The following is a 14,129-nucleotide window of genomic DNA, read 5'->3' as shown; positions in this document are numbered from 1 at the left end:
CTAGATACCTTTAGATAAAATAGTTAGAGCTTTTTGTATCTCTTCAAATGTATTATTTGCATGTATTGAGAACCTAAGTAATGATTGGTTTTTTGGTACCGTTGGATATCTAAAGCATGATACAGCTATATTATTTTTGTCTAAATCATCTTTTAGTTTTATAGCTAAGCTAGAATCTCCTATTAAAATGCTTCTAACAGGAGAGACGTCATCAGATACTAGTTTTAAGTTTTTTTCTTGACACAAGCTATTAAAAAAATAAATGTTATTTTTTAAATTCTCTCTTTGAATATTTGCATTTTTTAAGTTTTCTAATTGAATCATTGATGCTTCTAAAATTAAAGCAGGTAAGGCGGTAGTATAGATATAATGTCTAGCAAATTGTATTAGATAATTTGCTATTTTGTTGGTAGTGCATACAACAGCACCAACCCCACCAAAAGCTTTGCCTAAAGGAAAAACGGCTATTGGACATTCTTTATGACTTAGATTGTGATAATTAATAGAGCCAGAACCTTGATTACCAATAACTCCAAAACTATGTGCTTCATCTACAATAAGTTTATTATTATCTATAAACTTAGATATTTTATTTAAATCCGTAATGCTGCCAGTAGTACTAAATACTCCTTCTGTGATTACAAAACTCTTATGGTCGTAGATGGTTTTTAAATGTTCTATGCTTTGGTGTTTATACCTTTTAAGTTTTGCTTCTGAAAGTTTAATTCCATCAATAATAGAGGCATGAATATTTTTGTCTGTAAAAATAGTATCTTGTTTAGTAAATAGAGTTGAATAAATAGCTAAATTGGCCATAAAACCAGAATTGAAGAATATAGCCTGAGGGTAACCTACAAAGTTAGAAAATATCCGTTCAAACTCTTTAATGCTATCGTTATACCCACAAACTATAGCTGAACCTTTACTTCCAAAACCATATTTTCTGAATCCTTGGGTAAAGGCTTTTTCAAGGTTTTGTGAGCTAGATAGATTTAAGTAATCACTAGTAGTAAAGTCTATAATATCGTTACTATTTTTATAAGTTTTTAGCTCCCTTAGCAAATTAGCTTGCTGATATTCAAAATATTTTTTTTCTAAATGTTCCATAATTACCTATAATTAAGCAACAGCATTAGAGTGTAAGCCAAGTTTAGATATTAAATATTTATCAGAATTTATAGAAGCATTATTTTCAGTAAGTAACTTATCACCATAAAATATAGAATTTATTCCAGCTAGGAAGCAAAGGGTTTGAGTTTCAAAAGACATATGCTCTCTACCTGCTGAAAGCCTTAATCTAGCTTGTGGAAATAAGATTCGGGTGGTTGCTATAAATCTAACTAAATCAAGATTATCAACTTGAGCTTGTGAATATTTATCACCTAAAGGAGTTCCTTTAACAGGTATTAATGTATTAATAGGTATACTTTTAGGAACTGTTGGTAAATTTAAAAGTTCTAATAGTAGATTTAGTCTATCATCTAAAGACTCTCCCATACCCAGAATGCCGCCACAGCAAACATTGATATTAGCATTAGCTACATTTCTAATAGTTTCTATCCTTTCTTCAAATTTACGCGTTGATATTATGTTTGGGTAAAACTCTTTTGATGTATCTAAATTGTGGTTATAGTAATCAAGTCCAGCTTCTTTTAATAAATTTGCTTCATCGCTACTTATGCTTCCTAATGTGACACATGTTTCTAAACCTAAGCCTTTAACTTCAGATATGATTTCAGCTACTTTATCTAAGTCTTTTTTAGGTATACTTTTCCAAGCAGCGCCCATACAAAATCTTTTTGAGCCATTAGATTTTGCTTTTTGAGCTTCTTTTAAGATCTCATCTTTATCTAAAAGCTTATGTTTTTCTATATTGGTATTGTAATGTCCACTTTGTGGGCAATATTTACAATCTTCTGGACAAGCTCCAGTTTTGATACTCTTTAGCGCGCATAATTCAATGTCATTAGTAAAATGTTTTTTATGTGTTTCTAAAGCAAGGAAAATTAGTTCCGTCAGTGGTTTATTATAAATCTCTTGTATTTGTTCTAACGTCATGTTTTTTTATTGTAATTTGTAATTGTGAACAATTCTATCTTGCGTGTATAATATTTGTCAACTTTAATATCTAATAATGGTTTACAAATGACTTATAGTACAAATATATGGCATCCATGCACCCAAATGAAAGATTTTGAAAGAATCCCGCCTTTAGAAGTCATAAAAACACAAGGAAGATACATTTATACAAAAGATAATAGAAAACTTTTTGATGCTACTTCTAGTTGGTGGTGTAAATCATTAGGTCATAGACATCCAAGTATAATTAGTAAGTTAAAGGATCAGCTAGATAAGTATGAGCATACTATATTTGCAAATACTACAAATGATGAAATAAACACTTTTAGCCAAAAAATATGTAAGCTAACTAACATGGATAAAACCCTGTATGCTAGCGATGGTTCTTGTGCAGTTGAGATAGCCTTAAAAATGACCACGCATGTTAGAAAATTTAATAACCAAAGTAATAAAACTAAGTTCTTATGTTTAGAAAATTCATACCACGGTGAAACATTAGCTACAATGAGTGTTAGTGATTGTAGTTTATATTCAGAACCTTATAAAGCATTATTATTTGAAAGCTTTATTTTAAAGGGTATCCCTTATGTAACAGGAAAAAATGATCCATTATGGGATAATGCAGAGCTTTACTGGCTAGAATCAAAAAAATATCTAGAGCAGCATAAAGATAATATAAATGCTTTAATAGTAGAACCAATATGTCAAGGTGCTGGAGGGATGTTAATATATAGTAAAGATTACCTAAACAGACTTTGCAAATGGTGTAAAGAAAATGATATTTTTATAATTTTTGATGAAATTATGACCGGAATAGGGCGTCTTGGTAAGATGTTTGCCTTTGAATATTTAGACGTTCAACCTGATTTTTTATGTTTATCAAAAGGCTTAACTTCGGGAAATTTTCCGTTTAGCGTGGTTGTAACAAAGAATGAATATTATCAACTGTTTTATAGTGATGATTTAACTAAAGCATTTTTACATTCACATACCCATAGTGGTAATGTCTTAGGTGCTGTGTGCGCAAATGCAGTTTTAGATATTTTTGAGCAGGAGAAAATTTTAGAAAACGTATCAAACCTTGAAGAGTGGTTTCTAGATTCATTTTTAGAAATACAGAAAGAGGTACCTATTTTAAAAAATATTAGAAATATTGGAGCAATAATAGCCGCTGATTTAGATGTGAGCAAACATAGGTTTGGCTTAGATGTTTATCGTGAAGCTATAAAACTTGGTGCTTTACTTAGACCATTAGGGAATACTATATATTGGCTACCACCTTTAAACTCTACAAAAGAGGAAATACAGCAGCTAAAGGTAATAACAAAAGATGCTATCTTAAAATCTTTGAGAACTTAATTGAGAAACTGGACGCTAAAATAGGGTATGTTTGTCAGGTTAAGTTTAAGCTTTTACATATTACAATTTAGATATAAAATCTTGTTTCATTAAATCATAACTACCATAGGTTTTGGATAACTTTCTTGCAGCATCCATAATTTGTCTAATATGCTTAGTAGGTTGGTAATATTTATCCTTAGTAATTTCACTAAGCTTACCATTTAGAATTCGGCTCATAGTTAGGTTTTTAATTTCAGCATATTTTTTTACGCAATAATAGTAATTCTCAGCATGGCCTACCCTGGATGTAGCTTTGTTCAAGTTTTCTAGTTGTTGATCGTACAATGTGTTAAGTTTATTAGATTTCTTTGTGTAATTAACCATTTTCGCAGCATGAAGCCACTGTAATTTAGCAGCTTTAGCTTTATTAGCTTCTTCTTCTAATATACCAGTTTCAAGAGATAGAATTTCTTCATCTAGTTGATCATTGATCCGATTTAGATATTTAGAAAACTTCGATATTTCTTTTGTATCAAAATTGCTCGGATTTTTTATGCTTATGAGGTCGTTAAGTCTATTTTGAAATCCTTGTTCTTTATTTGTATCTGGTGAGTAACGCTGGTATAGACGTTCTGTATAGTAACCATCTTTTATTCCACCACGTAAAGTTTGATCAGCAGCAACAGCTAAAAAAATTGCTCCTTCATTTATATTAATAGATTCGGTGATATTATAAAACATGCTTTCGTTAGAGCTTCCATTTTCTGCTGCTGAACATGAGACTAGTTCTAGCACAACTTGTTTAAACCCCGATTCAAAAATTTTTGTAAACGCCTGCGAAACATAAGTAAGGCTTAAGTTAAATCTATGATTAGGATCATGATCATTACTTTGAATGTGAGACGAATTTTTAGCACCATGTCCTTCAATCAAGAAGTGTATTAATTCATCCTTATTGGTTGCTTGTGGTATTAGGTTTAGTAATATTTCGCTATTCTTTTCTTCATTCCAAAGCTTCGCATTAACTCCAAAATAATGTGTTTGTCCCCCATCTTTTTCTAAGATTTTATTATATCTAGACCCTTTAGACATTAAGCTAATTCCAAGTTTCACCATGATTTTTACCTCTTCGAAATTGTTTATAGTTCTATATATAAATAACTCACCTTACGCAATTTGGTCATGAATTTCTAATTTCATATAACTGCTTAAGAGCAATAGCGTTAGATCTAACCAAGAGCTTATATTTCAGGGCAAAGTGGTTTAGTGAAGTTTTTATCTTGAGCATTTCTAGTTTACAAAAAGCTACTAATGAGCAAAAAATATGATTTCTTTGAGTTTTCTCAACTTTAGTTGGTGATGCTGATAAAGAAGTATTTTGCTTAATTGATTTATGATAAACCTCTATTTGCCATCTTTTTTGATAGTCATGATATAACTGATTAGAATCTATTTCTAAATCATTTGTTACAAGATATAAAATTCCTTTTGCACCGTTCTCGTTTATGAAAATCTTTTTTGTTAAAAGGACAGGGAAATTCATATCTTTAAGCCATATCTTTAAAGATTCTCCATCAGCAATATCAAGTTCAGAGAGTTTAATAAAATCCTTACTCTTTCTAGCATAATCACTCAAGGCAACAACTCTATTTGACTTCATACCAAGTATGAATTTCTTCGATAATGTGTGATGTATGAAATTCATATTATCTTTAGAGCAAAACCAGCTATCTGCCAAAATATATTTAAACTTAACATGATTAATAACTGCTCGATTTATCATGTTTTGAAACATTTGGTTTTTAGTAACTTTAGATCTTCTTTTATACCGCTTATCTTTTTCATCATAATATCGCTCATCCTTTTTCACTATTTCATAGTCTATTGGAATAGATAAATTTGATGTACTAAGCATACATGAGACTATATTAATACCCTTTACATGAACACCTTTAGCATGAGAGTGATGCCAACAGACTATATCATTTTCATCTGTACTTGGCTTTTCACTAATTGTATCATCCAAACAAAGAACATCGTATTCGCTGTTATGTTTTCTAACTAAAGGCTTTATATACTTCCAAAATTCTAAGCTTGTTAAATCTGACTTACTTAAAAACCTTGTTATTTTGTCATGGGATACTTCTTGATCTAATATATCTGATAATTTTGTAGCCGTAGCATACTTAGTTTGGCTTATAAGATAATCTGTGTATATGTCTAGTAAATCCTTGTCCATCTCTTAGATAATACAATTTTTTTCTATGATCAGTATTCTAAATATCTTTTTAAAATTTACAATCTTTTGCGTAAGGTGAGTAAATAATATCAGCTCAAAGCATAGTTTTATATAGACATATTTGATAATACGTATTGATTTATGATAGAATTTTTAATAAAAATGATAAAATAACTGTGAACTTTGGAAACTAAACTGAGTTGTATTTGATTTATTTTTAGCGTAGCTAGCTATAGCTACAGACACAACTTAATGAGAGTATCATCTTTTTATTAAACTTTAAAAACCAAATTTAGCTTCCCTAACCACAACTAAAAAAAGGGTAGACTGCGATTATCTTATCGTCGAGTAAAATGACTTTTGCTTTATGTCTACCTTCGGCAGGTATTTTCAGCTCTTGAAAAAGGACTTTTAAATTATTAGTTTTATGTCTTCCTATGTATTTACATTTATCTGAACTTTTTCTATCTCTAATAACTACCTTGGTGAAATCTTTTTTTCCATCAAAATATTGTTCCAGCCAATTTATGACGGTCTGTCTATCTGTAGGAGGTTCTGTTAAAACTTTCTGGTTTATCTTTAGTAAACCATATTCTACAACTAGCTTGTAATCGTAATTTATATCAAGTTGCCAACCAGTAGTTACTTGGTTACTATTAAGGCTCAAAATAATGGTATCAAGTTGTTTGGATTTTAGACTTAAACAAGTATTTTTTTTAAACCACAAATGCAATAAATTAGTTTGAATATCTTTATCAAGTTTTATTAGTAAGTCTACGTTGATATGTTTATTATCTGATATTTCTGTTAATTTTTCTGCAAGCAATTTGTTTAAAATATTATTGCTCTGGGCACAAATACTTGCACTGCGAGAAAGAGTTTTACTTATACTTGGATTAAACTCCTTTAATACTGGGATGATTTGGTTACGTATCAGGTTACGACGATATTTATTATCTTGATTACTGTCATCATATATATGAGTAATATTATTGTTTATAGCAAATTTTTCTATTTCAGCTTTAGGGTAGTTAAGTAGTGGTCTTAGAAGTGCTCCATTTTTTAATTTTTTATAACACGGCATAGCCGAAAGCCCAGCAAGCCCAGCACCTCTAATAGCTTGTAATAAAAAAGTTTCTGCTTGATCATCTAAGTGATGCCCTAATAGTAGTATAGGGTTAGGGTAGTTATTAGACATTATCTTCTGAAAAAATATCATTCTTTGCTTACTAGCCCATGCTTCAAAGCTTTCTGATTTAGGAGCTTTATCAAGAGTATGAGCTATAAATTCAGCTTTGTAGTGCTTGCATGTCTGTTGACAATGATTTTGCCAATTATCAGCTTGTGGATGAATACCATGGTTAATATAGATTGCTACTATAGGTATGTTAGTTGCGGCAGATATATTTAAAAGTACACTAGAGTCAACTCCACCACTATATCCTATAATGATGTGAGAAGGATTTAAAGAAGTTATTTCTTTTACAATTTCGGCTTTGTTGATAGCTGCCATCTATATCAAATAACGTGCACGTATAGTTGCTTTTACTTTTTTAAATTCTTCGACAAGATCTTTTGCTTGATTATCCGTTGAACGAATATCCATAACGACATAGCCTATACCTTCTAATGTTCTAAGATATTGTCCCTCAACATTTATATTTTTCTCAGCTAAGATTTTATTTAGCTCATTCATTATACCAGGGATATTCTGATGTATATGCAAAATTCTATGGCTGTTAGTGTGGAGTGGTAGAGATAATTCTGGGAAATTTACAGCATTTAAAGTAGAACCATTATCAGAGTATTTGATAAGTTTGGCGCTAACTTCGTTTGCTATGTTTTCTTGAGCTTCTATAGTGCTTCCACCAATGTGTGGTGTTAAAAACACATTATCAAAATTTCTTAAAGGGCTGTCAAAAACTTCATTTTTAGAAGAGGGCTCTTTAGGAAAAACGTCTATAGCAGCTCCTTTAAGCTTTTTAGTTTCTAAAGCTTTAACTAATGCATCAATATCTATAACATTACCACGTGAAGCATTTATAATTACAGAATTATTTTTCATTAAGCTAAATTCATTATACGAAATCATATTTTTAGTAGTAGATAATTGAGGCACGTGTAAAGATACGATATCAGACTGTTTCAGTAGTTTCTCTAAGTTAGAAACTTGGGTAGCATTGCCTAGAGGAAGCTTTTCTTCAATATCATAAAAAATAACATTTAGACCTATACTTTCAGCAAGTATTCCAAGTTGCATACCGATATGTCCATAGCCAATTATTCCTAAAGTTTTGCCTCTAATTTCATTGGCATTTTCTGCTGATTTTAACCACTCACCACGGTGAGCTTTAGCATTTTTGTCTACGACATTTCTTACTAGTAAGATAGCTTCAGCTAAAACTAATTCCGCAACACTTCGTGTATTTGAAAAAGGAGCATTAAAAACAGGTATACCTAACTGTTGAGCAGCCTTTAAATCTACTTGATTAGTTCCGATACAAAAACAGCCTATAGCTGTAAGATGCTTAGAATTTTCTAAAACTTCTTTAGTTAATTGAGTTTGTGAGCGTAAGCCAACTATTTTAAAGTCTTTTAATTTTTCTATTAACTGTTGGCCTTCTAAAGCAGTATTTAAAAGTTCAACGTTCTCATAACCAGCAGTTTTAAAGGATTCTATAGCGTTACTATGTATCCCTTCGAGCAATAATATAGGAATTTTCTTTTTACTAAGTGAAAGTTGGCTCATTGGGAAAAGCTCCTTTATATGGATATTTTTGCTTTAATAGCAGGGTGGTAATTATAATTTACAAACTCAAAATCGTCATACTTATAATCAAAAATTGAGTCTGGTCTTCTCAAAATCTTTAGGATTGGTAGCTCTAGAGGTGTACGATTAAGTTGTTCGTTAACTTGATCTATATGATTATTATAGATATGACAATCTCCACCAGACCATATAAACTCACCAACATCTAAATCGCATTGTTGTGCTACCATATGTGTAAGTAGTGAATAGCTAGCAATGTTAAAAGGTACGCCTAAAAACGCATCTGCACTACGCTGGGTAAGCATACAGGATAGTTTATTATCAGCTACATAAAACTGAAACATAGCATGACATGGTGGGAGGGCAGAATTACCGATTTTTACGTTCTCTTGAGGAGAAAGTTTTTCAGTAGGTACCACACATGGGTTCCACGCTGACACTAATATTCTACGCGAATTAGGATTAGTTTTTAAAAGCTCTATAACTTCAGCAATTTGGTCAACTCCTTGACCATTAAAATCACGCCATTGCTTACCATATATTGGTCCTAGCTCGCCATTTTCAGTTGCCCATTCATTCCATATTCTGACTTTGTTTTCATTAAGGTATTTAACATTTGTATCGCCACTTAAAAACCATAGTAACTCATGGACAACACTTGGTAGATGAACCTTTTTAGTAGTTACAAGAGGAAAACCTTTTTGTAAATCAAAACGCATCTGAAACCCAAAAACACTTTTTGTACCGGTACCAGTTCTATCTCCTTTATCTGTACCATTTTCTTTGATATATCTAAGGAAATTTAAATATTCAAGCATGTTTTTTACCTTTAGTTTTAACAAACACAGCGATTAAGATTGTTGCTCCTAATAAAACCATAGGCGCAGATAATATTTGCCCCATAGTTACCCAATTAAAGAAAATGTAACCATACTGTGGGTCTGGTTGTCTGAAAAATTCGCAAATAAACCTAGCAGATCCATATAAAAACATAAATAAACCTAGTACCAAATATCTAGGGCGTTTTTTTATAGTTACAATCCAAAGGATACTAAAAAGAACTACACCTTCTAACAAAAACTCAAAAAGTTGAGAAGGGTATCTTGTGAGGGGACCCCCAGTTGGAAAAATCATGCCTATAGGAGAATCGGTAACTCTCCCCCAAAGTTCACCATTGATAAAATTACCTATCCTGCCAGCACCTAGACCTATTGGTATAACTGGAGCAACAAATTCACCAAGGTCAAAAAAATTGACATTATATTTCTTTGCATATATACCAAAAACAATTAATACGCCAATAAAACCTCCATGAAATGACATACCACCATCCCATAAAGAAAACATGTTTAGAGGGTTATGTATATAAAATAAGAGATTATAGAAAACTATATAACCAATTCTCCCACCTAAAATTACACCAAGAGCTATATAGAAGGTTAAATCTCCAACTTGCTCAGGTTTAACTGGAGACCAAGACTTTCTTTTAGCTCTATATTTCAGTAGAAACCAGCCAGCAAGAATGCCAATTAGGTACATCAACCCATACCAATGAATTTTAATTGGTCCTAACTGTAGAGCAACAGGATCTATATGTGGGTATTGTAACATTCTTAAAACCTTATATTAGTTTTTGAGACTCAAAGTCCACAGCAGCAGAATAATTTATAAATCCATCAGCTGGTTCTTGCTTTACTTTTTTATTTTCAGATTTTTCTTTAGCAGGCTTTGCGGCTTTTGTAGTTTTTTTAGAAGAATCTGCTTTTGCTTTTGTAGTTTTATTAAAGCCTTTTTCTTCTAAGTTTGTATCTACTTTTTCTTCACTGGTTGCTAGAGTAGTTTTTTTAACTTCTGTTTTCTTTGTATCTTTAGGTCTTTCAGTAGTTTCAATAAAAGTTTGCTCTTTAGAACTTGTTTCAAGTTCAATACTGATTTGAGTTTCTTTTTCATTTACATCTTTAGCAACATTAGCTAATTCTGCATCAACAGAAACAGTGTCAAATTTTAGGTATTTTTGAGTTTCAACCTTTTCTTCTGTTTTTACTTTCTTAGCGCCATCACACTTTAAACTATTATAGTTATCTAAAATATCTTTAACCATAACAGAGACAAACTCATCTGGGTTCTTTGAGATAACTTTTTTAACAAGGTCTATTTTATTGTCAATAGATTGAGCTTCATACTTTAATTGTGTTATATTAACCACTTCTTCAGCGTCGTTAATGTTTATGTTGCTAGACCTGCTATTATTTTTGTTGGGTGGGCGTTTATCAGTATCATCATTTTTCTTAGTTTTATTACTACGATCATTACGCTCATTGTTGTAACTATTTTTTTTGTGATGTTGATTATCACGCTCATGACGGTTTTTTTTATTACTACCGTTACTATTGTTATCTCTAGTTGTATTACTTAGAGGTTTGTTGAGCTCAATTTTCTCGACAGCTTTATCTTCTTTATTTTTATTAGGTTGGTTATTTCTTTGCTGGTGATTTTTATCGTCTTTTTTCTTATTCAGCTCAGTTTCAGAAGTTTTTGCACTATCTTTAGTACCAAAGATGACATTTGCTAATTTAGCAAATAAGCTTTTTTTCTTAATATTATTAGTATTAGTATTAGTATTAGTATTAGTATTAGATTCTTTGGGCTGATAGCTTTGATCTTCTTGTTTTTGTTCTTTTTTTTCAAAAACTTTGGTTTCAACAGCTTTAGTTAAATCAACAGCTGCAACTTTTTTCTTACCAGCTTTTGGTACTTCAAGGTTATATACGTCTTCTATAAGTTCTGGGCTTGTACGATTTGATTTGTAGCTTGCACCCCAAATTCTTTGCATTTGGAACTTAGGAGATTCCATATTAAAGTTAGGAATAATCATGACTTTAACATTAGATATTCTTTCGATATCAACTATATTTTCTCTTTTTTCATTTAGTATATATGCAGCTATATCTACAGGAACTTGTACGCGGATTTCATTAGTATCATCCTTCATGGCTTCAGCTCTAATTTTACGTAATATTGTAAGAGCCGTAGCTTGAGTGGTCTTAATAAAACCATGACCTTCACAACGTGGACACTTTTGCATAACACTTTCATTTATAGACGAGCTTAGACGTTGTCTTGATATTTCAATAAGTCCAAGCTTAGAAATACGAGACATTTGAATACGAGCTCTATCTTGCTGTAAAGCTTCCATAAGCTTTTCTTCAACTTGTTTTCTATTTTGATAAAAAGACATGTCAATAAAATCGACAATTACAAGTCCACCAAGATCCCTGATTCTAAGTTGTCTAGCAACTTCCTCAGCAGCTTCTAAGTTTGTTTTAAAGGCTGTAGTTTCAACATCTTCAGCTTTATTAGATCTGGAAGAATTTACATCTATAGCCACTAAAGCTTCAGTTGTATCTATTACTATAGAGCCACCTGAAGGTAGACGTATTTCTCTTTTGTAAGCATTTTCTATTTGCTGATCAATACCATGTTGAGTAAATAAAGGTAGCTCTTCATTGTATAATTTAACCTTGTTGGTGTCAAAGCTTTGTCTTAGTAAGCTAAGTTGCCTTTTGACATCATCAAAGCATTCTTTACTATCTATTATGATCTCTTTTACATCTTCTTTTAAATGATCTCTAACAGTTCTAACGATAATGTCGCTTTCTTTATGAAGTAGAGCAGGTTTTTTTATCTTATGGTAAGCTTGTGTGATAGATTGCCATAATTCAACTAGTGTATCAAAATCATATTTTAACTCCTCAAAAGAACACTCCACACATGCCGTTCTAGCAATTACACTCATGTTTTTAGGGATATTTAAATCTTTGAGATATTTTTTTAACCTTTCTCTTTCTTCACCTTCAACACGACGTGAAATACCACCACCTTCAGGGTTATTTGGTAAAAGCACCATATATGAGCCAGCTAGTGTAATAAAAGTAGTCAAAGCAGCTCCTTTATCACCACGTTCTTCTTTGTCTATTTGTACTATTAGTTCTTGACCCTCAGATAAAAGATGAGCAATATTTTCACCTGTAGGAGTATCTTTTAAATAGTATTCAGATACCTCTTTGAATGGTAAAAAACCATTTTTTTCTTCACCATAATTTACAAAAATAGCATTCAAACTTGGTTCTATTCTTGAAATATAACCTTTGTAGATATTAGCTTTTTTTTGTTCTCTATCAACGTTTTCAATGTCTAGATCAATTAGTTTGCCGTTATCTAAAGTAGCAATTCTAATTTCTTCGCTATTTTTACTGTTAATTAGTATTTTCTTCATTTTTTTAAATTCCTTAAGTAATATTCATAGCTGACTTTTTAACGAACCAGCTTGTTTTTTTGTTGACCTCTATGGTCTTCTTAATTTAATCACTATTTTTATGAACTAAGCAGATTCCAAACTTGTGAAATTAATCAGATTTACCATCTCTGATTTAGAGCTTAGACGTGTTAGTGATTTTGTTAAAGTACTATGTACGCAATTATTTGATATAATAACAATATTAGCTATTAATTGAAAGAAATATCGGGGTTAAATGAGCTTTATCTATCTGGATTATGCTGCTACTACACCACTAAGTGAAACGGTTAAAAATAAACTCATAAACTATATAAATAATGATAATAATTATTTTTTTAACTCAGGGTCATCTACTTATGAAGAAGCTGAAAAAATAAAAGATCAAATTGAAACAGCAAGAGAAGATATCGCTAAAACTTTAGGGGTTTTAAGTAGAGAAATAATATTTACATCAGGAGCTACTGAATCTAATAATTTAGCTATAAAAGGTATCGCTGAAGCTTATAGTGATAAAGGGAAGCATATAATTACATCTAAAGTTGAACATAAAGCTGTTTTGGATGTTTGTAGGTATCTAGAAACAAAAGGGTATGATGTGACCTATCTAGATGTGAATAGTAAAGGTAAAGTGAGTATTTTAGATCTTCAAAAAGCTATTACTAAACGAACTATATTAGTGAGTTTAATGGCTGTAAATAATGAGCTAGGCACTATGAATGACTTAACTAAAATAGGTGAGATTACCAAACGTAGTAAAGTGTTTTTTCACGTTGATGCAGCTCAAGGCTATGGTAAGGTAAACTTAGATATTAAAGCTATGAATATTGACTTGTTATCAGTATCTGGACATAAGATATATGCGCCTAAAGGAATAGGTTTTCTATATGTCAGATCAAAGGCTCCTAGGGTTAAGTTAGTGAAACAAATTCATGGAGGCACACAGGAATTTGGAATGCGAGCTGGAACATTACCTAATTATCAGATTTTTGCGTTAGCTGAAGCTTGCAAAGATATATTCAGTAATAAAGATGAAAATTATAAGCGTATTAATAAGTTACGCGATATATTTTTAGAGCAACTTAATAAAATCCAGAACATAAAGCTCAATACAGATTTACAACATAGTTATCCAGGTATTTTAAATGTAACCATTAAAGGTGTAAAAGCAGAAACTTTACTAGCTATGCTTGATGGGGTTTGTTTATCAACGGGATCAGCTTGTAACTCTCAAGCAATAGAACCATCTCATGTCTTAAGGACAATAGGTTTAAGTGCAGATGATGCTGATAGTACAATTCGTGTCTCTTTTGGGTTACCAACAACTGAAAAAGAAGTTGCCAAAGCAGCAGAGCTCATTAAAGAAAAGGTGAATACTTTAAGAGTAGCGTCACCTTTTGGGTGAT

The 14,129-nt window shown here is 31.4% G+C and carries 10 protein-coding genes and 1 pseudogene; 2 read left to right on the top strand and 9 right to left on the bottom strand.

Translation table 11 applies throughout. From position 1 onward, the window contains the following. Together FRA_RS04590 and bioB are read right to left on the bottom strand one after the other, a co-directional pair. On the bottom strand, positions 1-1,107 hold the full coding sequence (locus tag FRA_RS04590; protein ID WP_035719352.1) for an aminotransferase class I/II-fold pyridoxal phosphate-dependent enzyme: 1,107 nt from the start codon (positions 1,105-1,107) through the stop codon (positions 1-3). A 12-nt stretch (positions 1,108-1,119) separates the two neighbouring features. After that, positions 1,120-2,058: a biotin synthase BioB gene (gene bioB, locus FRA_RS04585; RefSeq protein WP_035719351.1), complete on the bottom strand. Its 939-nt coding sequence runs from the start codon at positions 2,056-2,058 to the stop codon at positions 1,120-1,122. Between the two features lie 87 nt (positions 2,059-2,145). Here bioB and bioA point away from each other — a divergent pair, with 87 nt between their 5' ends. Further along, positions 2,146-3,438, top strand: a complete 1,293-nt coding sequence (gene bioA, locus FRA_RS04580) for an adenosylmethionine--8-amino-7-oxononanoate transaminase (RefSeq protein ID WP_035719350.1) — start codon at positions 2,146-2,148, stop codon at positions 3,436-3,438. A 60-nt stretch (positions 3,439-3,498) separates the two neighbouring features. Here the strand turns inward: bioA and FRA_RS04575 are convergent, their stop codons facing one another. The 7 genes and pseudogenes from FRA_RS04575 to FRA_RS04545 all read right to left on the bottom strand — a co-directional run. Further along, positions 3,499-4,536, bottom strand: a complete 1,038-nt coding sequence (locus tag FRA_RS04575) for a hypothetical protein (RefSeq protein ID WP_035719349.1) — start codon at positions 4,534-4,536, stop codon at positions 3,499-3,501. A gap of 64 nt (positions 4,537-4,600) precedes the next feature. Next, entirely contained in the window at positions 4,601-5,659 is a 1,059-nt protein-coding gene (locus FRA_RS04570; RefSeq protein ID WP_035719347.1) for an IS701 family transposase, read from the bottom strand. Between the two features lie 301 nt (positions 5,660-5,960). Beyond that, the gene (tilS, locus tag FRA_RS04565) at positions 5,961-7,172 is read right to left on the bottom strand and encodes a tRNA lysidine(34) synthetase TilS (RefSeq protein ID WP_035719344.1); all 1,212 of its coding nucleotides are present in this window, start codon (positions 7,170-7,172) and stop codon (positions 5,961-5,963) included. Then, on the bottom strand, positions 7,173-8,408 hold the full coding sequence (gene serA, locus FRA_RS04560) for a phosphoglycerate dehydrogenase (RefSeq protein WP_035719342.1): 1,236 nt from the start codon (positions 8,406-8,408) through the stop codon (positions 7,173-7,175). Between the two features lie 14 nt (positions 8,409-8,422). After that, positions 8,423-9,247: a thymidylate synthase gene (locus tag FRA_RS04555; protein ID WP_035719340.1), complete on the bottom strand. Its 825-nt coding sequence runs from the start codon at positions 9,245-9,247 to the stop codon at positions 8,423-8,425. Next, positions 9,240-10,040, bottom strand: a complete 801-nt coding sequence (lgt, locus tag FRA_RS04550; protein WP_035719338.1) for a prolipoprotein diacylglyceryl transferase — start codon at positions 10,038-10,040, stop codon at positions 9,240-9,242. Before lgt ends, FRA_RS04555 begins: the two co-directional genes overlap by 8 nt. A 364-nt stretch (positions 10,041-10,404) precedes the next feature. Further along, a pseudogene (locus FRA_RS04545) lies at positions 10,405-12,705 on the bottom strand (Rne/Rng family ribonuclease); the annotation flags it as partial. Positions 12,706-12,961: 256 nt separating this feature from the next. Between FRA_RS04545 and FRA_RS04540 the strand changes: the two are divergent. Further along, on the top strand, positions 12,962-14,128 hold the full coding sequence (locus FRA_RS04540) for a cysteine desulfurase family protein (protein ID WP_035719332.1): 1,167 nt from the start codon (positions 12,962-12,964) through the stop codon (positions 14,126-14,128). Position 14,129: the final 1 nt, after the last annotated feature.

The organism is Allofrancisella heilbronnii (assembly GCF_000710735.2).
Lineage (GTDB): Bacteria > Pseudomonadota > Gammaproteobacteria > Francisellales > Francisellaceae > Francisella > Francisella frigidaquae.
Note: the sequence above shows the minus strand (reverse complement) of the source record. Positions and strands in the feature narration are given on the sequence as shown.